Raw genomic sequence first — 25,183 nt, 5'->3', positions numbered from 1 at the left:
CGGAAAGGAGCCCCATGGCAACCGGGGCGGACACCAGCGCGCACCAGACACCGGGCACCGGCACGCCCCGGACACCGGGCACGGGTACGGGTACGGGCACCGGTACGGCCGATACCGGCACGCCCGGCACCGGCCCTCACGGGGGTTCCGGCGAGGCGCTGGACACCGGCACCTACGAGGTGCTCCGTGACCGGCTCGCCGCGCAGGCCGCCGAACTGGCCCGGCGGACCGAGGCGCTGAACCGGCGCCGGGTCGCGGAGTTCGGCTCGGCGGGACTCGAACTCGCCGGCACCGAGCGGCTGCGCACCGAACGGCCCTGCGTCCCCCAGGACGTCGTCGCCGTCGGCGGCACGCTGCTCCTCGGGTTCAACACGGCCTTCGCCACCCGCACCGAACCCTCGGTGGGCGACGTCCTCGCGCTGCACGACCGGGACCTGAACCGGCTGCCCGAGGACGCCGTGCCGGGCCTGCTCGACGACCCCGCCTTCGTCCGGGAGTTCGCGGCCCTGTACCGCTACTACCGCGAGGCCACCCTGCTGCGGCTGCGCCGCGTCGACGGCAGGCTCCTCGCCGTGTTCCGCACCGGCGAGAAGGCCGACGACATCCGCGTCCTGCGCTGGGCCCTCACCGACGACGACCGGGCGACGTTCCTGGACGCGCGCGGCGACCGCGACCACGTCCTGCCGGCCGCCCACGACTTCACGTGGACCGCCGCCACCCGCGAGGACCACGTCCTCGGCCGCCACCCGCACGTCTCCGTCGGCGGCGAGGTCTTCGTCTCCGCCGTCGGCGGCGCCCTCACCGTCAAGGTGGACGACGACACCGAGACGGCCGAGGGCATCCACGCCGAACCGGTCGCCGAACCCCTCCAGGCCCTCGCCGACGCGGACATCGCCCACGCCCGCGTGGGCGCGCTGATCCTGCTGCGCGTGCGCCCCTACAAGGAGGAGGCCGACCGGTACCTGGTGTTCAACACCCTCACCAGGACGGTGGTCCGGCTCGACGGCATCGGGCAGGCCTGCCGCCGCCTCCCCGACGACCAGGGCATCATCTTCCCCGGCGGTCACTGCCTGGCCACCGGCGCCCACCGCACGTACGAAATCGACACGACGGGCCTGCGGTTCGAGCGCGAGGTGCGCGCGCCGAACGGCGAGGACGTGCTGTACGCGTTCCACGCCCCCGCGCACGGCCGCACCCTGCTGCTGCCGTACAACCTGATCCGCAAGGAGGCCGCGGCCCCGCTGTCCTGCCGGGGCTGGGCGCTGTTCGACGACGGCACCCTCACCCTGCTGCGCACCGAGGACGGCGGCGAGCCGGCCCGGGTGCACGCGGTGCAGCGGTGGACCTCCCCGTACCTGTCCGACACGTACGCCGCCGCCCGCCCGGCCGGCGACGGGCCGCTGGCCCGCATCGGCAACGCCGACCTCGTCCGCGGCATCTCCGACTGCCTGTCCGTGACCCGCGCCGCCACGGAGACCACCCCGACCGGCGGGATGTACGCGGAACTCGCCGCCGCCTGCGTCCGCGCGGCCGACACCCACCACTGGCTGGGCGATCCCGAAGTCGGCGACCTGGCCGGCCCGTTGGGACAGGTGCGGGACACCGCGGAGCAGGTGCTCGCCGAGTTCGAGAACGTACAGGCCATGTCCCGGCAGGCGGCCGACGCGCTCGAGGAGGCCGCCTCCCGGCTCGCCGCCGTCGTACGCCGGCTGCGCGGCGAGGCGCCGCGCGGTGCCGCCGCCTGGGTGACCGGCCTGTCCGAACTGCGCCGGGCGCAGGGGCACCTGCTGACCCTGAAGGAGATGCGGTACGCGGACACCGCCCGCATCGACGACCTCGCCGCCGGCGCCGAGGCCGACCTGGCCGCCTTCGGGCAGCGGGCCGTCGCCCACCTGGCCCGCGAGGACGCCTTCGCCGGGCACCACGCGGAGGTCGAACGGCTCGTCGCGGACGCCGGGGCGATCGGCACCGCCGCCGAGGCCGCGCCCCTCACCGCCCGCCTCGACGAACTCGCCGAGCGGCTCGGCACGGTGACCGAGGTCGTCGCCGGGCTCGACATCGGCGACGCCACCGTCCGCACCGCCGTCCTGGAGCGCGTCGCCGAGGCCCTCGCCGGGGTCAACCGCGCCCGCGCCGTCCTCGGCGCCCGCCGCCGCGCCCTGCTCGACCAGGAGGGCCGCGCCGGGTTCGCCGCCGAGTTCGCGCTGCTCGGCCAGACGGTCACCGGCGCCCTCGCGGTGGCCGACACCCCCGAGGCGTGCGACGAGCAGCTCGCGCGCCTGCTGGTCCAGGTGGAGAACCTGGAGTCCCGGTTCGCCGAGTTCGACGACTTCCTCGGCGAACTGGCGGACAAGCGCGACGAGATCCACGAGGCGCTCTCCGCCCGCAAGCAGTCCCTCGCCGACGCCCGCGCCCGCCGCGCCGAACGCCTGGCCGACTCGGCGGACCGCGTCCTGCGCACCGTCGTGCGCCGCGCCGCGACGCTCGCCGACGCGGACGCCGTCACCACCTGGTTCGCCTCCGACCCGATGCCCGTCAAGGTCCGCCGCACCGCCGCGGAGCTGCGCGAACTGGGCGACCCGGTGCGCGCGGAGGAACTCGACGGCCGCCTGGAGGCCGCCCGCCAGGAGGCGTCCCGCGCCCTGCGCGACCGTACCGACCTGTACGCCGACGACGGCCGCACCCTGCTCCTGGGCGGCCACCGCTTCGCCGTCTCCCCCCAGTCCCTCGACCTCACCCTGGTCCCGCACGGCGACGGCCTGGCCCTCGCCGTCACCGGCACCGACTACCGCTCCCCGGTCACCGACCCGGACTTCGCGGCCACCCGCCCCTACTGGGACCGGCTGCTGCCGTCCGAGTCGCCCGAGGTCTACCGCGCCGAACACCTCGCCGCCCGCCTGCTCGACGAACACGGCCCGGCCGTCCTCGCCCAGACCGACGACCTGGCCGCCCTCGTGCGCGGCGCGGCCCGGGAGGCGTACGACGAGGGCTACGAGCGGGGCGTCCACGACCACGACGCCACCCTGATCCTCGCCGCCCTGCTGCGCCTGCACGACGGCGCGGGCCCGCTGCGCCACGAGCCCGCCGCCCGTGCCGCCGCCCAGCTGTTCTGGGCGCACGGCACGACGGACGGGGCCCGGAACGACTGGCGGCGGCGCGCTCTCTCCCTGGCCCGCGCCCGGGACACCTTCGGGCTCGCGCCCGCCATCGCCGACCTGCGGCGGGAGCTGGCGTCGGCCATCGGCGGGGAGCGGGGCGAGGCGGCCGCGGAGTACCTCTTCGAGGAGCTGACCGCCGGCCCCGACGGCTTCGTCCTCGGCGTCGGCACCCGCACGCTGCTGGACAAGTTCCGCCGCACGGTGGGCGGTCCGGCCTACGACGAGGACCTCGCCGCCCTCGGCGACCTGTCCGCGCGCCGCCAGCTGGTCGAGGCCTGGCTCACCGCGTACACGGCGTCCACGGGCACGGAGACCACGCCGGGCGACCTGGCCGAGGCGGTGGCCGCCGAACTCTGCCCGGACCTGCCGCGCTACCCGCACGACGCCCCGCTCACGGAGACCGTGCGCGGCCTGCTCGGCACGCACCCGCGCGTCACCGGCGGCACCCTCCCGCTGCGCCTCGACGAATTCCTCGCCCGCACCCGCGCGTTCCGCACCCACGACCTGCCCGGCCACCGCGCCTACCAGCGGCGCCGGGGCACGCTGCTGGCCGCCGAGCGGGCCCGGCTGCGCCTGGACGAGTACCGCCCGCGCGTGCTGCCGGCCTTCGTCCGCAACCGGCTCATCGACGAGGTGTACCTCCCGCTGATCGGCGACAGCCTCGCCAAGCAGCTCGGCACCGCGGACGCCGCGCACCGCTCCGCCGGCGGCGGCCTCCTCCTGCTCGTCTCCCCGCCCGGCTACGGCAAGACGACACTCGTGGAGTACGTCGCCGACCGCCTCGGCCTGATGCTGGTGAAGGTCAGCGGTCCGGCGCTGGGCCACGCCGTGACCTCGCTCGACCCCGCCGAGGCGCCGAACGCCACCGCCCGCCAGGAGATCGAGAAGATCAACTTCGCGCTGGAGGCGGGCAACAACACCCTCCTGTACCTGGACGACATCCAGCACACCTCGCCCGAGCTGCTCCAGAAGTTCATCCCGCTGTGCGACGCCACCCGTCGCGTCGACGGTGTCCGCGACGGCGAACCGCACACCTACGACCTGCGCGGCAAGCGCTTCGCCGTGTGCATGGCCGGCAACCCCTACACCGAGTCCGGCGGCCGCTTCCAGGTCCCCGACATGCTCGCCAACCGCGCCGACGTGTGGAACCTCGGCGACGTCCTCACCGGCAAGGAGCACGTCTTCGCGCTGAGCTTCGTCGAGAACGCCCTGACCGCCAACCCGGTCCTCGCCCCGCTCGCCGGCCGCGACCGCGCCGACCTCGACCTGCTGCTGCGCCTGGCCGAGGGCGACCGGGCGGCCCGCGCGGACCGGCTCGCCCACCCCTACGCCCCGGCCGAGCTGGACCGCGTCCTCGCCGTCCTGCGCCACCTGCTCACCGCCCGCGCCACGGTCCTCGCCGTGAACGCCGCGTACATCGACTCCGCCGCCCGGACGGACGACGCCCGCACGGAGCCGCCCTTCCGGCTGCAGGGGTCGTACCGCAACATGCGCAAGATCGCCCAGCGGATCCAGCCGGTGATGAACGACGCCGAGCTGTCGGCGCTGATCGAGGACCACTACCGGGCCGAGGCCCAGACCCTCACCACGGGGGCCGAGGCGAACCTCCTCAAGCTGGCCGAACTGCGCGGCACGCTCACCCCCGCCCAGGCCGCGCGCTGGGCCGAGGTGAAGGCCGCCCACGTGCGCGGCCGGGCGCTCGGCGGGCCGGAGGACGACCCTCTGAGCAGGGCGGTGGCGGCGCTCGGCCTGCTCGCCGACCGGATCGGCGCCGTCGAGGAGGCCATCGACCGCGCCGCGGCCCCGCCCCACCGCCCGGCCGGCGCCCACGCCCGTCCTCCGGGCGCGGACGAGGGGGAAGCGGGTGGGCCGTACGCGCACTGACACGACGGCAGTACGACGCCGGGCGGCCCCCCAGAAGCTCCGGGGGGCCGCCCGGCGTGATGAGGGTGCCGGTCAGTGGTAGGCGTGGACGACGGCGTGGCCCTTGCCGCGGCCGATCATCCACTTGTTGACCGGCGTGGTGAGCACGAAGGCGACGGCGAGTCCGCCGATCAGCGCGTACCAGAACAGCCCGTCCGACAGGTGCGCGTCCATCGCACCCGGCACGAGGGCGATGATCCCGTTGTCGACCAGTTCCATCACGGCGATGGAGACGGTGTCGGCGGCCAGCGCGACCTTGATCGCGGCCTTGAGGTCCAGTCCGGCCCGGCGCACCGCGAGGAGCGTGAGCGAGTAGCCGAAGAGGAACGCGAGCGCGATGGCGAGGATCATCGTCGGGACGTTGCCCCACATCAGGGCGGTGCCGATCACCATGCCGAGGATCTCTCCGACGGCGCATCCGGTCAGGCAGTGCAGCGTCGCCTTCGCCGCCATGGCCCAGGACGCCGGGCCGTGCCCGGGGTGGTGGCCGTGGCCGCTGTGGTCGCCGTGGTGTTCTCCGTGGCCGTGGCCGTGGCCGTCTGCGGGTGCGGGTGCGGGTGCGGTGTGGTCGTGCGCGGTGCCGGAGTGGTGCGTGCTGTGGTCCATGACCTCGTCCCCATTCGATGTCCAGCGAGCCCCTGGGGCCCCACACCTCGGAACCATATACCCCCCAGGGGTATATGGCCAGTGTTGTGGAGGACCGTCCGGCCTGTGCGGGGAAGGGGGCGGGGCGGGCACCAGCGGTGCCCGCCCCGTACGGAGGTGACGCGGTCAGTCCTTGCCGAGCAGCTTGTTCATCCGCTCGATCTCCGCGCTCTGCGAGGTGATGATCTCTCCGGCCAGCTTCGTGGCGGGCTCGTGGGAGCCGGCGGCCTGCTCGGCCTTCGCCATCTCGACCGCGCCTTCGTGGTGCTTGATCATCATCTCCATGAAGGCGGTGTCGAACGCCTTGCCCGAGGAGTTCTCGAGCTCGGTCATCTCGTCGGCCGTCATCATGCCGTCCATGCCGTGCGCGGAGTGGTCCATGGCGTCCTCGGCGGGCACCCGCTCGCCCCAGGAGGCGAGCCAGCCGGACAGGGTCCTGATCTCCGGGTCCTGGGCCTTCCTGATGTCCGCGGCGAGCTTCTTCACCTCGGCCGACTGCGCGCGGTCGGGTGCCAGGCCGGCCATCTCGACGGCCTGGCGGTGGTGGGGGATCATGCCCTTCGCGAAGGCCACGTCGGCGGCGTTGTGCCGCCCCTGCGAGGCGGAGGCGGAGGCGGACGTGGACGCCGGGGCGGAGGTGGCGGCGTCGTGGCCGCCGTGTCCGGCCGGGCTGCCGCCGTCGCCGTCACCGCCACAGGCGGCGAGGACGAGCGTCGCCGCACCGGTGGCGACGAGGACGGCACTGTGACGGACGAGAGAACGCTTGCGGTTCATGGTGGTGCGACTCCTTCACGCGCGCCGTTCGCGGCGCGCGGTGGAACGGATGAGGGCGTGCGAAGGCACGGCACCGTCACGGAGACCACCGGGACCACGGGAGATCACCGGGCGTGAGGTGCCGAGCGGGCCGCTCTATATCCGCAGGAGCTGGAGCTCGGAGAGGTCGGGCGGTGCCCGCCCGTCATGGGGCGATCCCGAGAACGCCGCGGCCGGCGCGGGGGCCGCGGGCGTGCCCAGCGGGGCGCCGGTCAGCGCGGGCGGCGTGTACGCCGAACCGGTCCCGGCGGCCGCGCACGTCCCGTCGGCGTGATCGAGGTGACTCGGTCCGCCGCCCGTGTGCGCGCAGGCCCCGCCCGCGTGCGGCATGCCGTCCGCCGCGGTCGTCGCCATCCTGTGGCCGGCGTCCGCGTGCGCCGTCGGCGTCACCCCGGGAGCCAGACCGTGCATGCCGAGCACCCCGGCCAGCACGGCCAGCACCAGCAGCACGAACAACCGCCCGGCAGGGCGGCTGCTCGATCGGATGCTCCTGGGCACGCGCCCCATCGTACGGACGCCCCGCCACAGCGGCCCGCCGACCCGCGCGCCGACCCCATGAGGGCGGAGAGCCGGTGCCGAGCGCCGTCTGACCAGGCGGCCGGCCACGGGACGGGCGGTGCGGCCGACGACCGTGCGGCCCCTCAGGACCCGGGGCGGATGACGGCGCGGACGCCCCCGTCGGTCTTGTGCTCGAACATGTCGTACGCCGTGGGCGCCCGGTCCTCGCTCCGGTGCGTCGTCCCGGCCTTCCGCGTCGCCGCGACCCCGGCGGCGACGACCGGGAGCATCCACAACGTCTTCTGCATGAGTGGCCTTCCGCTGGAACCTGGCCATCACCGTCGCGGGGCGGGTTTCCGCGTCCCCCGCGACGAAACGGCGACGTACGCGATGTACGGGGCGTACGGGACGCCGGAGGGCGGGTACTCGGGGCGGCATGATGAAGCGCGCACTGTGGCAGGGGCTGATCGCCGGGACGGCCGGGGTGCTGGTGATGACCCTGGGGGAGAAGGCCGAGCAACGGCTCACCGGGCGTCCCGACTCCCATGTGCCCGCACGCACCCTGGAGCGCCTGACCGGCCTGCCGGAGCACCCGGACCGTCAGCCGGTGCGGCGCAACCTGGCCATGCACGTGGGGCAGGGCGCCGCCCTGGGCGTCCTGCGGTCGGTGATGGCGCACGCCGGGTTGCGCGGAGCGTGGTCCTCGGCGCAGTTCGCCGTCGTGCGCCTCACCAACGACCAGATCCTGGAGAACGCCACCGGCGTCGGTGCACCGCCCTCGACCTGGCCCCGCCGCGAACTCGCGGTCGACCTGCTGCACAAGGCGGTGTACGCCTTCGCGACCGGGCTGGTCGCCGATGCCCTGGCCGGCCGTTCGGGCCCCGGCCCGGGGCAGCGCCACGCGGCGGCCCGCCCCGGCCGCCGGGCGGACGTGGGGCCCGTGCCCCGCGGCCGGGGCCGGGGGTGGTGAACGCCGCGCGGCCCGGCCGGGCGCACGGCTCGGCCGGGGCATGACGCTCGTTCCCGGACCTACTTGCCCATGGCTTTGCGCACGGCGTCCTTGGTGCGGTCCATGAGGGCGGCGACCGGACCGAGGGCCATGTTCTTCGCCCCGGACTCGACGCCCGGGTGGGGCCGGGTGGGTGCCATCGCCTCGGCGGCCTTGATGGCCTTGGCCATCGCGGAGAGGTTGGCGGCGTCGGTGCTGCGGCGGATATGGGTGAACTCGTAGCGTTCCTCGGCCCGGGCGTGCTCCTGGACTTCCTTGCGCAGCTGGAGCAGCCGGGGCATGAACTCCGGGTCGTCGGTGTCCATCTCGTCGAGGGCCGCCAGGGTCTCCTTGGCCGCCCTCTCCTCGGCGAGGCGCTCCTCCACCACCTGCTCGCCGCCGGGGAAGCCGCGCCGGGCGAAGGGGTGCACGACCTCCTCCTCCGCGGTCTCGTGCACGGCCAGCAGGCGCACCAGGCGGCGGAAGGCGTCGCGGCGCTCCTCGCCCTGGGCCGCCTCGACCTCGTCGAAGAGGTTGCGGATGTCACCGTGCTGGCGCATGAGCAGGGAGACGACGTCGTCGTCCTCGGCGTGGTCGTCCCCGGCCTGCGGGGTGTGCAGCTCGGACATCTCGGCCCCCTTACTTCTCGCGCTGGGCGGGGTCGGGGTGCTCGCCCTCGGACTGGACGCGGTACTCGCGGCCGAACATCGCGTCGTGCTCCGCCATGACCCGGTCGCTCGGCGGTGCCTCGCCGCCGTGGATCTGCTCCTGCATCCTCTCGAACCGCTCGTGCGCCTCGCGTACGTAACCGGCGCCGAGCGTGGTCAGGTCCATCTGGGTGTCCAGCAGCTCGCGCAGGTACTGCTTGTTCGGCTCGAAGGTGAGCACGTTGGGCAGCTCGGGGGCCAGCACGGAGGCGGGGTCGCGGCCGTCGTGCCGCCGCATGAGGTCGCAGGCGGCGTGGAGGTGCTCCAGCTCCATGTTCAGGTGCAGCTCCCAGATGGCCTTCACCTTGGGGTCGCTCTCCTGCTCCATGAAGGAGTGGTAGAGGTAGCACTCGTTGTACTCGTGGTTGACCAGCTGCTCCCACCACGTCTCGCCCGGGTCGACCAGTGACTCGTAGTGGGTGACGTGCTCCTCCTCGATCAGCCCGATCTCCTGGTAGAGCTGACGGGCGATCGGCTCCATGTAGGTGGGGCCGGTGTTCATGTAGAAGTTCATGGTCTGCTGCTCGGCCGACATGATCGTCAGCGCGTGCAGCTTCGACAGCGGGTCGGTCCGGTCCTTGTCGTACGGGTCGCGGACGTTGTCGTACGCGTCCCGGTGGTGGTACCGCGTGGGCCGGCCCGGCATGACCTCGGTCAGGCCGTCCACGATCGACTCCGCCTTGCGGTGCTCGATCATCTCGTACAGGTTCGCGTACCGGTACAGGTGGTCGAAGTCCTCCAGCACACCGAACTGGTACGCCTGCTTCAGGTACGGGTCGGGTTCCATCCGGGCCACCCACGCCGTCAGGTCCACGGCGACCTGCTCGTAGGCGATGGTCGTCTCCAGCACCGAGGACACGCCGGGCAGGAGCCAGTTGACGACCTTCTGCTGCTGCGCCTCGATGTACCGGGTGCGGGCCAGCTGCCGCTTGATCTCCGGGTCCGCGGTGTGGCGGGCGAGCTGATGGCTGAACAGGATCGCCTCCACCTCGATCCCGTTCATCGTGATGATCCGGCAGCGGGTGTACGGGTCGCAGTGGTCCGGGTCGATCGGATCCACGTTCAGCTCGCGCCAGTTGCGCACCTGGCGGTCCAGCGGGATGCCCCGCTGCTCCAAGGGGTTGAACGTCATGGGAGGGGTGCCTCCTGAAGAAGAGGGGGACTCGCGCGCCGCTGGGGTACCCCGCTCCGGGCGACGAGCACAGACGTGCTCCTCAGTCTGTTCACCAGGGATGATTTCCAGCCACCGCTCACGTCCGTGGGGCCCGGGTTTCCCCCTGGTGGGTCAACCGGACGGGCGGATACCGACGGCCGCGGCACGGGCGGCGACGGAGGCGGATGCCCCTCGGCCCGGAACCCGCAGCGCACGAGCCGTTCCTCCACCGGCGGGCTCAGGGCATCGTCCACGGCCCGGCGGCCCCACCCGGTACACCGGTACAGGTGACCCCGGTCCGGATCAGTGGGTCAGTACGATCTTGAGGACGACGATCACCAGGCCGAGCAGTACGTTGACCGTCGCGGTGACGGCCATCAGCCGCCGCGAGGCACCGGCGTGGTGTGCCGCGGCGACGGACCAGCCCACCTGTCCGGCGACGGCGACGGACAGCGCCAGCCACAGGGCGCCCGAGACGTCCAGTCCCAGCAAGGGGCTGATGGCGACGGCCGCGGCGGGCGGCACGGACGCCTCGGCGATCGGCCACTCGTCACGGCACACGTGCAGGACGACCCGGCGGTTCGGCGTGTGCCGGGCGAGGCGTGCGCCGAACAGCTCGGCGTGGACGTGCGCGATCCAGAACGTCAGGCCGGTGAGCAACAGCAGCAGCACCAGCTCGCCGCGGGGGAACGAGCCCCAGGAGCCGGCACCGATGACGACGGAGGCCGCGAGCATGGAGCCGTAGACGCCGCCGGTGTAGTCCGCGTGTTCCCGGTGTTCGTTCCGGCGCTTGCGTCCGTCCGCGGCCGCTGGTGCTCCGGTTTCGTCCTCGGTCACCCGTGTCTCCTCCCGCGCTCGACCCGTCGACCCGTCGGCCCGGCCGGCCCGCCGGAGCGGCACAGGCGGGGGTCCCGGACGGGCGACTGCCCGGGCGGCCGGCGGATGCGAGGTGACCGGAAACCGGCGAGCGCCACACCGCCCGTGGCCAGTGTCACCGCCTTCGGCCCGTCCGGCCGGGCGGAGGCGTGGGAGCCGGTGGCGGTGTCGGCCTCGGACGGTGACAGCCCGGTCCGCTCGGCGGCCGGACGCACCCGCCCGGTGGGGACGAGGGCGATCCCGGCCTCCAGCCGGATCCCGCCCTGCTCGCGGGCCGCCGGGAACAGCCGCGAGGCGCCCGCGGCGGTGGGACGGGACGGTGGCTGCCTCGTGGGCCGGAGCGCTGGGGAACCGGGTGCCCCACAGGGCCGCGCTGCGCTGTGGGCCTGTGGGGCACGGGCGCGTGCGCCGGGTGCCGGACGCGTGAGGGGCGCGTTCCCCGGGCGGGGCCGTCCTCAGGGTGTCGGACCGCCCGGGCGCCAGCCCCGGCGACGGGCGCGGGGGAGGGTGAACGCGACGAAGCCCGTGACGAGGACGGCCACCCCGGCGGCCGCGGTGACGGCGATGGCGGTGGTGCGGCCGGAGTGGGCCTCGGGAGGCGGCAGGCGGAGGCCGGCCCGGTCGCGGGGGGCCGGGGGCGCGGGGGCGGGGGCCGGGGCGGTGACGGCCGCCGCGGGGTCCACGGTGCCCGCGCCGACCAGCGTCCTGCCGGCCGGGATGCGATACGCCGTGGAGGTGAGGCGATCGGTCAGCCCGGCAGGTGTCAGGTCGGGGTGCGTGGCGACGACGAGCGCGGCGGTGCCCGCGACGAACGCCGTGGCCATCTCGGCTCCGTCGCCCGTGAAGTTGCCCGTGCCGCCCGGCCCGATGCTCATCACGGCGTTGCCGGGCGCGGCCAGGTCGGGTGCGGTGCGGGGGGCGAGTTCTTGGTCGGGGACGCCGCCCGGACCGAGCGCCGCGACGGCCAGGACGTCCGGCAGCGCGGCCGGGTAGGCGGCCGGTGCGGGGGCGTCCCCGGAACCCGTGAGGGTGCCGCCCGCCGCGTACGCCGGGGCGATCACCAGCGCGCCGCGGCGGCCCGCGTCGCGAACGGCCGCGGTGAGTGCCGGGCTGCCCTTGGGCAGGGCGATCGGTACGGCGATGACACGCGCGCGGCGGGCGACGGCCGCCTCGATCCCGGCGGCGACGCTGTCCGCGGTGGCGCTGCCGTCCGACGCGGTGGCACGGACGGCCACGATCCCGGCCTCGGGGGCGACACCCGCGAACCCCGTGCCGGGGCGCGGCGCGGCGGCGATCAGGCCCGCGACGAACGTGCCGTGGCCGATGCAGTCGGTGCCGGCGGCGGCGGTGGCGGGGGTGACACGGCCCGCGAGGGCGGGGCTGTGCGTGGCGTCCACACCGGTGTCGACGACGGCGACGACGGCGCCCGCGCCACGGGTGGTGTCCCAGGCGCGGGACGGGGCGATGTACTGCTGCGGCCACGGGACACCGACGGGATGCTGCTTGGACGGTTCGACGCATCCGCCGCTTCGGGGCGGGGCGGCGGTGATCCGGGGCAGGCCGGTGTCGGCCGCGGCGGGGGACGCCGCCGCGAGCGGGGCGGTCACGGTGAGGGCGGCGAGGACGGTGCCGAGGGTACGGGCGGTCCTGCGGGGAAGCCGGCCCGCCCGGGGCCGCGGACCGTGCCGGTCACCGTCGGTCCGGGACGGCGGCTGCGGGCGGTGGGGAGCGCACGTCATCGGGAGGTTCCCCCCTCCGTCGCCGGGGCCTCGGCCCTGCCGGGCGCGGCGGCGCCGGAACGCGGCGCGCGGGCGGGGGCGGTGCCGGGCGTGGCGGTACGCGGACGGCCCGACGCGCCGGGCCCCGGCGCCGGGGACACCGTGCCGGGCGTCGCGCGGGGCGCGGTGAGCTCCTGCCACGGGGACGAACCGCTCGTCGTGTCGGTGCGTGGGCGGCGCGGGTCGCGGACGGGAGCGGAGGGGCGCCCGGTCCCGCGCACGCCGGGGAACGGCGCGGGTCGGTCCGGCCCCGCGGCGAAGGCCCCGGATCGGGCGGCGGCCGGCCGGTCGGCCGGATCGGCGGTTCCGGTCCGGGGCGCGGCGGGTGGCCGTGCGGCGGTTCCGGGTCGGTCGGCGGTTCCGGACGGAGCCGAGTCGGTTGTCCGGGGAGCGGTGCCGGGCCGGGTGGTGCCGGGCCGGGTGGGGGCGGTCGGCCGGTCGCTGGTTCCGGGGCGGGGATCGGCGGGCGGCTGCACGAGGACCCTGGGGCGGGTGGTGGTTCCGTGGCCGTCAGTGCCGTCAGTGCCGTCAGTGCCGTCAGTGCCGTCAGCGGTGTCAGCGGCGTCAGCGGGGCCGACGGGGGCGGCCATGGTCCGGGGGTGGGACGCGGGCGGCAGGGGTTTCGCCGGTGCGTCCGCGATCCGGGGGACTTCCCGCGTCTCCTCGTCCAGCCTCCCCCGCGGGCAGGCCGGGTCGAAGCTCTCGAAGCAGGTGGCGCACCGCCCGGTGCTCCGGAGCCTTCCCGTCGTCCTGCCGTCGTCCGTCATACCGTCACATCCTCGGGAAGCAGCAGCCGCAGCTGGTCCGTGTCGACGTCCAGGACGGACGCGAGCCGCCCGGCCTGGCGGGTCATCATCCGTTCGAGCACGGTCCGCGCGTAGCGCCCGTTGCCGAAGCCCGGACCGCGGTCGACCCCGGCGAAGTGCCGGCGCAGCGCCTCCAACGTGGCGGGCGGGCACTCGTAACCGTCCCGGACGCTCTGGCGGCGGACGATCTCGACCAGTTCGTCGGCGTCGTAGGAGGCGAAGGCGATGGTGCGGCCGAAGCGGGAGGCCAGGCCCGGGTTGGAGCCCAGGAAGCGCTCCATGTCGCCCTCGTAGCCCGCCGCCACCACGACCGTGTCGTCGCGGTGGTCCTCCATCAGCTTGAGCAGGGTGTCGACGGCCTCCCGGCCGAAGTCGGACCCCGAGCCGCCCTCGGGCGTGAGCGTGTACGCCTCGTCGATGAACAGCACGCCGCCCCGGGCCCGGGCGAACGCCTCCTTGGTGAGCTGGGCGGTGTGGCCGACGTACCGGCCGACGAGATCGGCCCGGGACACCTCCACCAGCTGGCCGCGCGGCAACACACCCATCGAGCCCAGGAGTTCGCCGTAGAGCCGGGCCACCGACGTCTTGCCGGTGCCGGGCGGCCCGGTGAAGACCAGATGGTGGGCGACGCTCGGGGCGGGCAGCCCGGCGGCCTTGCGGCGGCGCGCCGCCGACAGCAGGTTGACGAGGTCGCGGACCTGCGCCTTGGCGCCGTCCAGGCCGATCAGACCGTCCAGTTCCGCGAGCACACGGGTGAGGCGTTCGGACTGTCCGCCGTCCGCGCCGCTCTCGCCCGCGACGGCACGGGCGGCCTCCTCGCCGACGTCCGACGGGACGAAGACGGTCAGGTCCTCCTCCGTGATGTCGGGAGACTCCGCGAGGCGCAGCGCCTGACGGTCCACCATCTCCTCGAACACCTTGCGGGCGGTGCGCGCGTTGCCGAACGACTCGTCCCGGTGCATCCGCCCGAAGTGATGGGCCAACGCCTTCTCGGTGTCCTCGCCGAGCGTGAACCGGTTCCGCTCGCCCTGGCGCCGCACGATGGTGACGAGCTCGTCCACCGAGTAGTTCTCGAACTCCAGGGTGCGGCTGAACCGGGACCCGAGTCCGGGGTTGGACTCCAGGAAGGCCCCCATCTGCCGTGAGTACCCGGCGGCGATGACGACGACGTCCTCGCGGTGGTCCTCCATCAGCTTGAGCAGGGTGTCGACGGCCTCCCGGCCGAAGTCGGGGCCGCTGCCGCCGTCCGCGGTGAGGGTGTACGCCTCGTCGATGAACAGCACACCGCCGAGGGCCCGTTCGAAGACTTCCGTGGTCTTGATGGCGGTGCCGCCGACGATCTTCGCGACGAGGTCGGCGCGCGACACCTCCACCAGGTGTCCGGAGCGCAGTACGCCCAGTGCGGCGAGGATCGAGCCGTAGAGGCGGGCGACGGTGGTCTTGCCGGTGCCGGGCGGCCCGGCGAAGACCAGGTGGCGGGCGGTGGCCGGAACGGGCAGGCCCATCTCGCGGCGGCGCCGGGCCAGCTTGTTGAGGTTGACGAGGGTGGCGACCTGCTCCTTGACGGCACGCAGCCCGACGAGTTCGTCGAGCTGCGCGAGCGGGCCGGTGAGGGGTCCGTCGCCCGCGGTCCCGGCCTCGGGTGCGGCGGCGCCGTCGTCGCGCCCGCCCAGGACGTCCGGCTCGCCGTTGTCGGCACTGGTCAGGTCGTCGGCGGCGAGGCTGCCGTCGGGGACGGTGTGCCGGACCCCGGCGCCGGCGTTGCCCGTGACGGCGCACCTCGCGGCCCGGACGGGGCGCTCGGTGGCGATCCGGACGCCGTCGGCCCCGCCGTCGGCGAACTCGCACTCCGTCAGCTCGGCGGAGGCGTCCGTGCCGACGAGCACGCCGTGGCCGCGGCTGCGCAGCACCCGGGTCCGGACGGCGGTCAGGGCGGCGCCGTCGTCGGTAACCGTGACGCCGTCGGCGCCGGAGTCCTCGACGAGGACGTCGACGAGTTCGGGGTCGCACTTCCCGGCGGCGGCGAACCCGGTGGTGCCGCTGCCGCGGACGGCGACGTCCTGGAACGCGGGACTCGCGCCCTCGACGCGGACCCCGCACCCGGCGGCATCGGCGACGGTGGTCCGCTCGACGCGTCCGCGGGCGCCGTCGCGGGCGTACAGGCCGTGCCCGCCGGCCTCGACGATCTCCACGTCGCGGAGCCTGGCCCGGTTCCCGCCGGCGAGGACGATGCCGTGACCCCCCGGCCGGTGCACCGTCACCCGGTCGACGCGGGGTGCGCTGTCGGCGTCGAGGAGGACGCCCTCGGCGTTGCCGCCGGTGACGAGGGTGCGCTGCACGGTGGGCTCGGCGCCGCCGCGGACCAGGATCCCGGCGGCGACGGAGCCCTCGACCAGGCAGTCGGAGAGGACCCCGCGGGCGCGGTCGATCGCGACGATGCCGTTGCCGCCCGAACCTCGGACCTCCACGTTGTCGAGGGCGGGCGCGGTGGAGGCGGAGAGCAGCACGCCGTGGGTGGTGCTGTCGACGGCGCAGCAGCCGGTGAGGACGGGGCGGGCGGTGGAGGAGACGTGGAAGCCGATGGTGCAGCCCACCGCACGGACGTCGGTGAGGCGGGTCCCGGCCTGCTCCTCCAGGGCCACCCCGGGTTTGGGGGTGCCCTCGACCGTGAGCCGCTGGACGGTGCCGCCCGCACGGCCGTTGGCGAGCAGGCCGTTGCCGCGGGCGTCGCGGACGGTGCAGTCGCGGACGGCGGGTGCGGACTCCTCGCCGAGCACCAGGCCGGAGCTGCCGAGGTCCTCGAAGACGCAGTGCTCCACGACGCTGGGCTCGGGGGACAGGTCGACGAACCCGGCCCCCGCCGGGTTGGTGATGACACAGTCGCGCATGGCGAGGGAACCGCGCTCGCGGGAGAGCAGCGCCGTCCAGGAGTCGGCGTGCACCCGGCAGTTCTCCAGGGCGGCCTGGCCGCGGGGGACGTCGACGACGGGGGCGTCCTCGTCACCACCGCGCAGGACCAGCCCGGAGAGCTTGACCGCCTCGGCGACGATCTGGACGGCGGTGCCCGAGCGGGGGGCTATCTCCGGCGGATCGTCGGGGTCGTCGGCGATGATCGTGACCATCTTGGTGATGACGAGGGACTCGTCGTAGCGGCCGGGGCGGAGGCGGATCACGCCTCCCGGACGCGTGGCGACGAGGGCCGACGTGATGCCCTGGTACGGGTCCGCGACGGTGGTCTGGCGGGCCATGGCGTTCCTTTCTGCGTCGTCTCTGCGTCGTCGTGGCCGGATCCCGCGCCGACCCCCGGCATCCCGGCATCCCGGCATCCCGGCGCCCCGGCGCCCGGCCCCGGCCCACCCGGTGGCGCGGGAACCGGGCCGGGCACGGTCCCGCCGGTCGTGGCCGCCGACGCGTCGCAGGGGACGGCGGAGCACCGGGGGCGGAGGCGCGGCGGGCGGGGCCGGGCCGTCAGGACCGGTGTGCCGTCTGGATCTGCGCCGTGCGGCGGCGGGTGATGTACAGGCCCCGCCCCGCGGGCAGGATACGCGGCTTCGTCCCCGCCACCACCTGGCCTTCCGTCGGTGGGCAACTCATCAGCAGGACGGGCGTGTTGGCCTCCACCAGGCGGCGCAGCAACTGGTCGGACAGCATCGCCCGGCCGGAGCCGTTCGCGCTGCGGGCGACGACGACGTGCAGTCCGATCTCGTCGGCCTGGGCCAGGAACTCGTGGAGCGGGGCGAACGGATCGCCGCCCGACAGGCCGCTCGTGGAGACCAGTTCGTGGTCGTCGACGAGGAGGAACAGCCGGGGTCCGCTCCACCAGTCGCGCAGTCTGAGCCGGGCGGGGGCGATGTCGGGACCCGGGACCCGCTCCTTCATCGCCCGCGCCACCCCGTCGACCATCTGCCCCAGCAGACCGGCGCCGGTGGCGTAGCCCAGGAGGTGGGAGTCGGGGACGGCCTCGGCGAGACCGCGCCGGTAGTCGACGAGGACGATCCGCGCCTCGTCGGGGGTGTACCGGGCGCGGATGCCGTCGGCGACGTGGGCGAGCAGGTTGGACTTGCCGGACTCGACGTCACCGACGACCACCAGGTGCGGGTGCTCCTCGAAGTCGTGGTGGAAGACGTCGAGCCGCTGGTCCTCCAGGCCGAGCGGGACGCGCAGGTCGCCGTCGGCGGCGGGCAGTGCGTCCGCCGGGAGGTTCATCGGCAGCATCCGCACGGGAGGCGCCGGAGGGCCGTCCCACTCGGCGGCGACCTGCCGGACGAGCGCGGCGACGCCGTCGGCGACGGTCTCCGCGCGCGGGTCGCCGTCCGTACGGGGCAGCGCGGTGAGGTAGTGCATGCGGTCGGCCGTCAGGCCGCGGCCCGGGACGGTCGGGACGGTCGCCGCCGCCCGCATGTTGACCATCGAGTCGACGGGGTCGCCCAGGCGCAGCTCGAAGCGGGTGCCGAGCTGGTCGCGGAGGGCGGCGGAGATCTCCATCCAACGGCCGGAGGCGACGATCAGGTGCACCCCGAAGTTGAGGCCCCGCGAGGCGATCAGGTTGAACGCCGGGGCGAGGTCCATGAAGTCCTGCCGGATGGTGTTCCAGCCGTCCACGACGAGGAAGACGTCGCCGTGCGCCTCGTCCGGGAACTCGCCCTCGGCACGGCGGCGCCGGAAGTCGGCCATGGACTCCACGCCCCGCTCGGCGAAGAGCAGTTCGCGGTGCGTGATGACGTTGCCGACCTCGGCGATGGTCCGGGCCATCCGCTCCGGGTCGAGGCGCCCGGTGACGCCGCCGACGTGCGGCAGCCCGGCGAGCGAGGTGAGCGTCCCGCCGCCGAAGTCCAGGCAGTAGAACTGGACGTCGCGCGGGCTGTGGGTGAGGGCGAGCGCGGTGATCAGGGTGCGGACCAGGGTCGACTTGCCGGACTGGGGGCCGCCCGCGATGCCGACGTGGCCGCCCGCGCCGGAGAGGTCGGCGACCAGTTCGTCACGGCGCTGGTCGAAGGGGCGGTCGATGACGCCGACGGGGACGGTGAGGAACTTCCCGCCGGGCGCCCCCGGCGGGGGCAGCAGGAGATCGAGCGTCGGGGACTCGTCCAGCGGCGCCAGCCACACCTGGTGGGCGGGCGGACCGGAGCGCTCCAGCCTGTCGACGGCGACGGTGAGCAGGCTGGGACCGGAGGTGTTCCCCTCCTCTTCCTCCGTCGTGTCCGGCTCGGTCTCCGGACCGACGTCGGGCAGCGCCCGGGGCGCCACCCAGCCCGCCTCGAACGGCACCACCTGCCCGGCGACCACCGCCTGCCGGATCGCGGGACGCACCACCCGGTACCGGCCGGAGACGTAGGCGGCCTTGAACCGGGTGAGCGCGCCGACGTCGTTCTTCAGCAGACCGCTGCCCGGCTGCGGGGGCAGCTCGTAGGCGTCCGGGACACCGAGCACGCCCCGGCTCTCCATCGCCGAGAAGGTGCGCAGCGCGATCCGGTAGGACAGGTGGCTCTCCAACTGGCTGATGCGGCCCTCGTCCAGGCGCTGCGAGGCCAGCAGCAGATGCACGGAGAGCGAGCGGCCGAGCCGTCCGATCATCACGAAGAGGTCGAGGAAGTCGCGGTGTGCGGCCAGCAGTTCGCTGAACTCGTCGACGACGACGAACAGGGTGGGCAGCGGGTCGAGGGCGGCGCCGTTCGCCCGCGCCTCCTCGTACTCGCGGACGGAGGCGTAGTTCCCGGCCTTGCGCAGCACCTCCTGGCGGCGGACCAGCTCGCCGTGCAGGGCGTCCTTCATCCGCTCGACCAGCGCGGCCTCGTCGGCCAGGTTGGTGATGACGGCCGAGGTGTGCGGCAGCCGGTCCAGGCCGAGGAAGGTGGCGCCGCCCTTGAAGTCGGTGAGGACGAAGTTCAGCGTCTCGGAGGAGTGGGTGAGCGCCAGCGCGAGCACCAGGGTGCGCAGCAGCTCCGACTTGCCGGAACCGGTGGCGCCGATCAGCATGCCGTGCGGGCCCATGCCGCCCTGTGCCGACTCCTTGAGGTCGAGTTCGATGTGCGAGCCGTCCGCACCGATGCCGATCGGGACCCGCAGCCGTTCCGCGGAGCTGCGCGGCCGGTGCAGACCGGCCGGATCGGCGGCGTGCAGATCGCGGATGCCGAGCAGATCCGTCAGCTCCATGTTCTCCTGGAGCGGGCGCTCGGTCCGCGCCGCGGCGCCCAGCCGGTAGGGGGCGAGGACGGTGGCGAGGGCACGGGACGCGTGCGGTCCGAGGGCGTCGGGCCGGCCCAGGTCCGTCTCGGTGGGCTTGCCGTCCGGGGCGGTGGACAGCAGTGCCAGCGCGTCCGGTTCGACCCGCAGGCGCAGTGTGCCGCGGGCGGGGCAGGCACCGTCCAGCGTTCCGCGGACGTCGACGACGACGGCGTTGCGGTAACCGGACTCGGCGAGCCGGGCCCCGGGCGGTACGGACGCGGTGTCCAGGACGACGACGGTGAACGGTTCGTCACGGCTCGGCTCCGCTCCGGGCTCGAACGGCGGCCGGCCGGCGAACTCCTCGCCGAGCAGCGGCTCCAGCTCGGAGACCGTCTCGGCCACCAGCCGGGCCGAGCCCACCCCGTCGACGTCGGACTGGTGCTGGACGTGCGGCAGCCACTTGACCCACGACCAGGACGGCAGCGCGTCGCCGTCCGCCACCACGGCGATCGCCAGGTCCTCCGGGGCGTGCGCCACGGCGAGCTGGCCGACCAGCGCCCGGACCGCGGCCCGGGAGGCGTCGCGGTGCTCCTCCTTCGCGGTGAGGAGCACCCGCGAGAACGACCGCAGCCGGATGGCGACCGGCTGGTCGCCGACCGTCGAATAGGTGTGGATGAAGCGGCGCAGCGCGTGCGCGGAGAGCGGCTCCAGGTCCTCGACCGGCTTGGTGGCAAGCGGCGAGAGGGTCAGCGCGAGCCGCTGCTCGCCGGTGCCGATCCGCACCTCACCGAAGTCGTCATGGGTGGCGCGCCGTTCCCACAGCCGCCCGGTGCGGGCGACCGACCACAACGCCTGGGGGAGCGGGTGGCGCCATTCCTGGGCGCGCCGCTGCTGCTCGACCACCTTGCGGACACGGCGCCGGCTGGTCGTCAAGTACCGCAGATAGTCCCGGCGTTCGGCGCGCAGCGCACGCTTGCGGTCCCCGGCGGCCCGGAGGAACTGGGCGACCAGCATGCCGACGGCCGAGGCGCCCATCATGCCGATCGCCACCCACATCAGCACGCCGTTGCCCTGCCCGGGGCGGATGAAGACGAGCACCATGCCGAGCGAACTCAACGCCATCGGCAGGTAGGTGACGATGCCGCTCATGGCGCCCTGGGGCTCCGGCAGTGAGGGGGGCTCCTGCAGCGTCAGCTCGCCGTCGGGCATGGCCGGGCCAACCCGGCGCGGAGGCCGCCGAAAGGTGACGGTGCTCAAACCGGCTCCCGGATCGATGTGTCGGCGATGCGATATCGGCGTTCAGGGCGCCGATTGCCGTGCGGTCGGACGACCTTACAGTCGTAACGATCTTCACGATAATGTGCAGCCGATCCCGGGGCGAATCCCGATCGGAAAAAATGGCGGGAGTGAATCGCGCACCGTGAGCGACAAGACCGCCGGGCTCTGCCGAATAACCATCAGGAGCCCGGAAAAAACCTTCGAACTGGGCATACCCGTCGATGTCCCTCTCGCGGATCTGTTGCCGGTACTCGTCGAGTACGCGGGCGGCGACCTCGACGAACAGGGCCTGGAACACGGCGGCTGGAGCCTGCAACGGCTCGGCGCGGCCCCGCTCGACGAGGAGCGCACCCCGGCCGCCCTGGAGCTGCGCGACGGCGAGACGCTCTACCTGCGGGCCCGCCACGAGTCCCTGCCCGAGGTCGACTACGACGACCTCGTCGACGGCATCGGCGAGTCGCTGCGCGCGCGTTCCGACACCTGGCGGCCCGAGCTGACCCGCCGCCTGCTCCTCGGGTTCACCGTGGCGGCACTGACCGCCGGGCTGATCACCGTCCTGCTGCCGGGCGAGGCCGTCTGGCGCGCCACAGCCGCCGCCGTCTTCGCGTCGCTGCTGGTGGCGGGCGGACTGGCCGCCTCCCGGGCGGTCGGTGACGCGGGCGCGGGGGCCGTGCTCGGCGTGCTGGCCGTGCCCTACCTGGCCGTCGCGGGCGCACTCGTACCGGTCGCCGGGTACGGCGAGGACATGCTCGGCCCGCGGCTGCTGGCCGGGGGGGCCGCGGGCGCGGGCGCGGCGATCGTCGCCCTGGCCGCGGTCGGCGCCTTCGCACCGCTCTTCCTGGGGGCGTTCACGGTGGCGGTGTTCACGGTGGCGGCCGGCGCGATCGCCCTGGCCGGGATGTCGTTCGCGCAGGTCGCGGGGTGGCTGGCGGTCACGACCGTGCTCGCGGGCGGATTCGTGCCCGGCCTGTGCTTCCGGCTCGCCGGGATGCGGATGCCGCCGCTGCCGTCCAACGCGAGCGAACTCCAGGAGGGCATCGAGCCGTTCCCCGCCCAGCAGGTGCGCGAACGCGCCGAGCTGGCCGACCGGTACCTGACCGGGATGTACACCGCCCTCGGGCTGGTGGCCGCCGCCTGCGAGACGGTGCTGCTCACCGCCGGGGACGGCTGGACGCCCCCGCTGCTCGCCGTGGTGTTGAGCACGCTGCTGCTGCTGCACGTCAGGGTGGTCGGCGCGGTGTGGCACCGGCTCGCGATGGCGGTCCCCGGGGCGTACGGCATCACCCTGGCGGCCGTGGTGCGCGCGACGGACCTGGGGATGCCGGGGCGGCTGGAGGTCACCGCCGCCGTCGCCGCCCTCGCAGCGGCCACCGCGATCGCCGCGTGGACGGTGCCGGGCCGACGGCTCGTCCCCTACTGGGGCCGGATCGCCGACCTCCTGCACACCCTCTGCGCGCTGGTGCTGCTGCCGCTCGCGGTGCTGCTCGCCGGGGTGTTCGGCGCGCTGCGCGGAATCCAGGGGTGAGGCGCTGATGCCGGTGCAGTCGCGCAAGGACCAGGTGCAGGCGCACCTCTACGTGATGGGCAGGCTGGCCAGCGGCCTGCTGAGGGACGACCCCGACGCACCGGACACACCGACCGCGCGGACCTGGCGCGGCATGCGGTGGGGGGCGCTCCTGGTGGCGCTGGCCTGCGTGGTGACGGTGCTGTACGGGCTGATCAGACCGGGGGGCGGGACGTCCTGGCGGACACCTGGCGCGCTGGTCGTGGTGAAGGACACCGGCGCCCGCTACCTGAACGTCGGCGGGACGCTCCATCCGGTGCTCAACGAGGCGTCCGCCCGGCTGGTGGCCGGGGACCGGATGACGGTCGAACAGGCCGCGTCGCGGTCGATCGAGGACGCGCCGCGCGGCGCCCCCATCGGGATCGTGGGCGCCCCGGACGGCTTGCCGGCCGCGCCCGGCCCCGAGACGTGGGCGGTGTGCGCCGGAGTGCGGCCGGCCGACGCGACGGGCGGTGCGAAGCCGCTGACCAGCGTGGTCGTGGCGGGGCCGGCGGACGCCGGGGACGGGCTCGGCTCCGACCGCGGCGTGCTGGTGACGGCGCCGGGGGAGGGGCAGCAACTGGTCTGGCAGGGACGCCGGTTCCGCGTCGACACCCGGCACGGGACGGTTGCGGCACTCGGCTGGGCGGGGGTGACGCCCGTACCGGTGAGCGCGTCGTTCCTGACGGCGCTGGACGCCGGCCCGGGGCTGGCGCCGCCGGAGATCGCCGGGCGGGGCCGCCCCGGACCGGCACTCGCGGGCGACGCCACACGCGTCGGGCAGCTGTTCTCGGCCGGGGGCCAGCACTACGTGCTGCGCACGGACGGGCTGGTGCCGCTGACCGGGCTGGCCCGGCGCCTGCTGCACGGCGATCCGCGCACCCAGGAGCAGGCGTACGGCGGCCGGGCCGTGGTGGAACGGGCCATCGGTCCGGCCGACCTGGCGGCCCATCAGGCCCCCGCGTCGGCGGCGCAGCAGCTTGCGGCCGGACTGCCCGGCTCGGTGCCGGAGGTGACGACGGTGGACCCGGCGCAGGAGCAGGTCTGTGCCCGGGTGACGCCGTCCGCCGAGGGGCACACGACGACGGTGGCCCTGGTCCCGGCGGCCGAGGTGCCCGGCTCGGCGCCCACCGCCCAGTCGGGGGTGACGGCACCGTGCGTCCCGGTGGACCGGACGTGGGTGCGCCCGGGAGCGGGCACCCTGGTCCGGGCCCGTTCGTCGGCCGGTACGGGCGACTCCCTGTACCTGGTCACGGAGTCGGGCGTCTCCTATCCGGTCACCGCCGCGGGGCTGAAGCAACTCGGATACCGGGCGGGCACGGCCGTCGACGTTCCGGGCCGGCTGCTGAACCTTCTTCCGAGCGGTCCCGTGCTGGACCCGTCCGCGGTGTCGGGGGGTGGCGAGACGGGCGCGGATACGAAAAACGGGGAGGAGGATCCCCCGAAAAGGACACGAATCCGTGAACAATGCGGCGCCGGAAAGTAAAGAAGGGGCAGCGGGCCGATAACTCCCCTGCGCGACTGGCGACAAGTGATCATTCAGCAGTTAATCTCACTGATGCGCGTGGGGTTGGGGTGAACTCTGTGTCACTTGAGCCATGCCTTCCCCCGCCATGCACCGAGTTCCGGCTCAGAGGGAGACAGCGATGTCCGAGCTTGTCAAGGACGCGGCAGCGGCGCAGAAGGCGGTCACCGCGCTGGACACGCACTACGGGTTCATGAAGCAGGCCGGCGGGGTGGCCGAAGGCATCAGGGCCAACGTCGAGGCGAACTACTACACGGACTCCGGCTCCGCGGAGATCTTCCGGCAGAAGTTCGTGGCATGGCAGCAGGGTTACACCGCGGCGATGCGCTCCGTCGACGACGTCTGGAACAAGCTGAACCAGCAGCAGCAGGTGCTCGACGCCGGTGAGGAAGCCGCCCTCCAGCACGCCAAGAGCGGGTTCGACAGCACCGCGGTCTCGGACGGCATCCTCGACGTCCTCAACCGCAACTGATCAGGGTCCCCGACCGCAGCTGATCCGACCACATCCGTCGTACGGGAGAGGGGCACGCCGTGTCCGGCAACATCAAGATCAACTGGAATGGCCTCGCCGATGCCACCAGCGACATGCAGCAGCTCACGGCGAACATGCGCAACGCGCTGGAGGAGCTGATCGTGGGCGTGCAGGACCTCGCCGTGAACGCCAAGGGCGACAGCGCCAACACCTGGGTCGAGGTCCAGACACAGCTCAACGCCGCGATCAGCAGGATGGACGAGGCGTTCAACCAGGGCCACCAGACCTTGAACAACATGGGCAGCACCCATCACGAGCACGACGGCCAGGGCGCCAAGATCATGGCGAGCTGACGGGGGTGAGTCGTGGCTGAGGACACCACCTCCACCTACCAGGTCTCGGCGGAGTACCTGCAGGGCTTCGCGCGGGACAAGATCAACGGACTGTTCCTCGAGCAGTTCAGGGAAGAGCCGTACATCAAGAAGCTGCGCGGCTACGGCGGCCAGGGCGGATCCGGCGAGTACGACGAGCTCCTCACGGGCAACCCGGATTCGGTGGTCACCTCGGCGAAGGCCCTGCGGGAGGACTTCAAGAAGTTCGCCACGGACATGGTGACGATCCTGGAAGGTCTGCAGGACGGGATGAAGGTCCTCTCCGACAAGGTGATCGGGGTCAACCACATCACTCAGCAGGGCGAGCAGGAAGCCAAGGACCTCGCCCTGCAGTCGATGATGGACGACCTCAGGGAGCCGTTGGCCCTGTTCAGCGGCAGCGGCAAGAACACACAGCCGACAGCGGGCAACCAGCCGACCAGCACAGGTAGTTGACCGCGCGTCGAGACGGCGGAGCAGGCCG

The 25,183-nt window shown here is 74.2% G+C and carries 17 protein-coding genes; 7 read left to right on the top strand and 10 right to left on the bottom strand.

The annotated features are described in order from the left end of the window. The first annotated feature begins 14 nt into the window (after positions 1 to 14). Positions 15 to 5,042: a DNA repair ATPase gene (locus ACIRFH_RS03915; protein WP_403516943.1), complete on the top strand. Its 5,028-nt coding sequence runs from the start codon at positions 15 to 17 to the stop codon at positions 5,040 to 5,042. A gap of 72 nt (positions 5,043 to 5,114) precedes the next feature. Here the strand turns inward: ACIRFH_RS03915 and ACIRFH_RS03910 are convergent, their stop codons facing one another. The 4 genes from ACIRFH_RS03910 to ACIRFH_RS03895 form a co-directional block, all read right to left on the bottom strand. Beyond that, positions 5,115 to 5,687 (bottom strand): DUF4396 domain-containing protein, encoded by a 573-nt coding sequence (locus tag ACIRFH_RS03910; RefSeq protein ID WP_403516942.1) that lies wholly within the window; start codon positions 5,685 to 5,687, stop codon positions 5,115 to 5,117. Positions 5,688 to 5,852: 165 nt separating this feature from the next. Continuing rightward, positions 5,853 to 6,500, bottom strand: a complete 648-nt coding sequence (locus ACIRFH_RS03905) for a DUF305 domain-containing protein (RefSeq protein WP_403516941.1) — start codon at positions 6,498 to 6,500, stop codon at positions 5,853 to 5,855. Between the two features lie 135 nt (positions 6,501 to 6,635). Continuing rightward, positions 6,636 to 7,037 carry a DUF6153 family protein gene (locus ACIRFH_RS03900; RefSeq protein ID WP_403516940.1) on the bottom strand — a complete coding sequence of 134 codons (402 nt, stop codon included), beginning with the start codon at positions 7,035 to 7,037 and terminating at the stop codon, positions 6,636 to 6,638. A gap of 143 nt (positions 7,038 to 7,180) precedes the next feature. Beyond that, entirely contained in the window at positions 7,181 to 7,345 is a 165-nt protein-coding gene (locus tag ACIRFH_RS03895) for a hypothetical protein (protein WP_403516939.1), read from the bottom strand. A 128-nt stretch (positions 7,346 to 7,473) separates the two neighbouring features. Between ACIRFH_RS03895 and ACIRFH_RS03890 the strand changes: the two genes are divergently transcribed. Further along, positions 7,474 to 8,007, top strand: a complete 534-nt coding sequence (locus ACIRFH_RS03890; protein ID WP_403516938.1) for a hypothetical protein — start codon at positions 7,474 to 7,476, stop codon at positions 8,005 to 8,007. 59 nt (positions 8,008 to 8,066) lie between these two features. Here the strand turns inward: ACIRFH_RS03890 and ACIRFH_RS03885 are convergent, their stop codons facing one another. The 6 genes from ACIRFH_RS03885 to eccCa all read right to left on the bottom strand — a co-directional run bounded on the left by ACIRFH_RS03885 (position 8,067) and on the right by eccCa (position 20,719). Then, positions 8,067 to 8,654 carry a hemerythrin domain-containing protein gene (locus ACIRFH_RS03885; RefSeq protein WP_403516937.1) on the bottom strand — a complete coding sequence of 196 codons (588 nt, stop codon included), beginning with the start codon at positions 8,652 to 8,654 and terminating at the stop codon, positions 8,067 to 8,069. Positions 8,655 to 8,664: 10 nt separating this feature from the next. Further along, positions 8,665 to 9,864 (bottom strand): hypothetical protein, encoded by a 1,200-nt coding sequence (locus ACIRFH_RS03880; protein ID WP_403516936.1) that lies wholly within the window; start codon positions 9,862 to 9,864, stop codon positions 8,665 to 8,667. A gap of 324 nt (positions 9,865 to 10,188) precedes the next feature. Further along, positions 10,189 to 10,722 (bottom strand): hypothetical protein, encoded by a 534-nt coding sequence (locus ACIRFH_RS03875; protein WP_403516935.1) that lies wholly within the window; start codon positions 10,720 to 10,722, stop codon positions 10,189 to 10,191. 494 nt (positions 10,723 to 11,216) lie between these two features. Beyond that, complete coding sequence (locus tag ACIRFH_RS03870) at positions 11,217 to 12,500, bottom strand: S8 family serine peptidase (RefSeq protein ID WP_403516934.1); 1,284 nt, start codon at positions 12,498 to 12,500, stop codon at positions 11,217 to 11,219. A gap of 802 nt (positions 12,501 to 13,302) precedes the next feature. Beyond that, positions 13,303 to 16,593, bottom strand: coding sequence for a right-handed parallel beta-helix repeat-containing protein (locus ACIRFH_RS03865; RefSeq protein WP_403516933.1), 3,291 nt, complete (start codon positions 16,591 to 16,593; stop codon positions 13,303 to 13,305). A 220-nt stretch (positions 16,594 to 16,813) separates the two neighbouring features. After that, positions 16,814 to 20,719 (bottom strand): type VII secretion protein EccCa, encoded by a 3,906-nt coding sequence (gene eccCa, locus ACIRFH_RS03860; protein WP_403516932.1) that lies wholly within the window; start codon positions 20,717 to 20,719, stop codon positions 16,814 to 16,816. Between the two features lie 211 nt (positions 20,720 to 20,930). Here eccCa and eccD point away from each other — a divergent pair, with 211 nt between their 5' ends. The 5 genes from eccD (at position 20,931) to ACIRFH_RS03835 (ending at position 25,155) form a co-directional block, all read left to right on the top strand. Next, the gene (gene eccD / locus ACIRFH_RS03855) at positions 20,931 to 22,313 is read left to right on the top strand and encodes a type VII secretion integral membrane protein EccD (protein ID WP_403516931.1); all 1,383 of its coding nucleotides are present in this window, start codon (positions 20,931 to 20,933) and stop codon (positions 22,311 to 22,313) included. 7 nt (positions 22,314 to 22,320) lie between these two features. Further along, on the top strand, positions 22,321 to 23,817 hold the full coding sequence (eccB, locus tag ACIRFH_RS03850; RefSeq protein WP_403516930.1) for a type VII secretion protein EccB: 1,497 nt from the start codon (positions 22,321 to 22,323) through the stop codon (positions 23,815 to 23,817). Between the two features lie 160 nt (positions 23,818 to 23,977). Beyond that, positions 23,978 to 24,328, top strand: coding sequence for a hypothetical protein (locus tag ACIRFH_RS03845; protein WP_403516929.1), 351 nt, complete (start codon positions 23,978 to 23,980; stop codon positions 24,326 to 24,328). A gap of 59 nt (positions 24,329 to 24,387) precedes the next feature. After that, positions 24,388 to 24,681: a hypothetical protein gene (locus tag ACIRFH_RS03840; protein ID WP_403516928.1), complete on the top strand. Its 294-nt coding sequence runs from the start codon at positions 24,388 to 24,390 to the stop codon at positions 24,679 to 24,681. Positions 24,682 to 24,693: 12 nt separating this feature from the next. Continuing rightward, a complete protein-coding gene (locus ACIRFH_RS03835) occupies positions 24,694 to 25,155 on the top strand; it encodes a hypothetical protein (protein WP_403516927.1) in 462 nt (153 codons plus the stop codon). The last annotated feature ends 28 nt before the right edge of the window (positions 25,156 to 25,183 follow it).

Source organism: Streptomyces sp. NPDC093586 (genome assembly GCF_044764905.1).
Lineage (GTDB): Bacteria > Actinomycetota > Actinomycetes > Streptomycetales > Streptomycetaceae > Streptomyces.
This window is presented reverse-complemented; position numbering and strand designations above follow the sequence as displayed.

Coding starts and splice junctions, on each gene's coding strand:
- ACIRFH_RS03915 (WP_403516943.1), top strand. CDS start 15: ATGGCAACCGGGGCGGACACCAGCGCGCACCAGACACCGGGCACCGGC.
- ACIRFH_RS03910 (WP_403516942.1), bottom strand. CDS start 5,687: ATGGACCACAGCACGCACCACTCCGGCACCGCGCACGACCACACCGCA.
- ACIRFH_RS03905 (WP_403516941.1), bottom strand. CDS start 6,500: ATGAACCGCAAGCGTTCTCTCGTCCGTCACAGTGCCGTCCTCGTCGCC.
- ACIRFH_RS03895 (WP_403516939.1), bottom strand. CDS start 7,345: ATGCAGAAGACGTTGTGGATGCTCCCGGTCGTCGCCGCCGGGGTCGCG.
- ACIRFH_RS03890 (WP_403516938.1), top strand. CDS start 7,474: ATGATGAAGCGCGCACTGTGGCAGGGGCTGATCGCCGGGACGGCCGGG.
- ACIRFH_RS03885 (WP_403516937.1), bottom strand. CDS start 8,654: ATGTCCGAGCTGCACACCCCGCAGGCCGGGGACGACCACGCCGAGGAC.
- ACIRFH_RS03880 (WP_403516936.1), bottom strand. CDS start 9,864: ATGACGTTCAACCCCTTGGAGCAGCGGGGCATCCCGCTGGACCGCCAG.
- ACIRFH_RS03870 (WP_403516934.1), bottom strand. CDS start 12,500: ATGACGTGCGCTCCCCACCGCCCGCAGCCGCCGTCCCGGACCGACGGT.
- ACIRFH_RS03865 (WP_403516933.1), bottom strand. CDS start 16,593: ATGGCCCGCCAGACCACCGTCGCGGACCCGTACCAGGGCATCACGTCG.
- eccCa (WP_403516932.1), bottom strand. CDS start 20,719: ATGCCCGACGGCGAGCTGACGCTGCAGGAGCCCCCCTCACTGCCGGAG.
- eccB (WP_403516930.1), top strand. CDS start 22,321: ATGCCGGTGCAGTCGCGCAAGGACCAGGTGCAGGCGCACCTCTACGTG.
- ACIRFH_RS03845 (WP_403516929.1), top strand. CDS start 23,978: ATGTCCGAGCTTGTCAAGGACGCGGCAGCGGCGCAGAAGGCGGTCACC.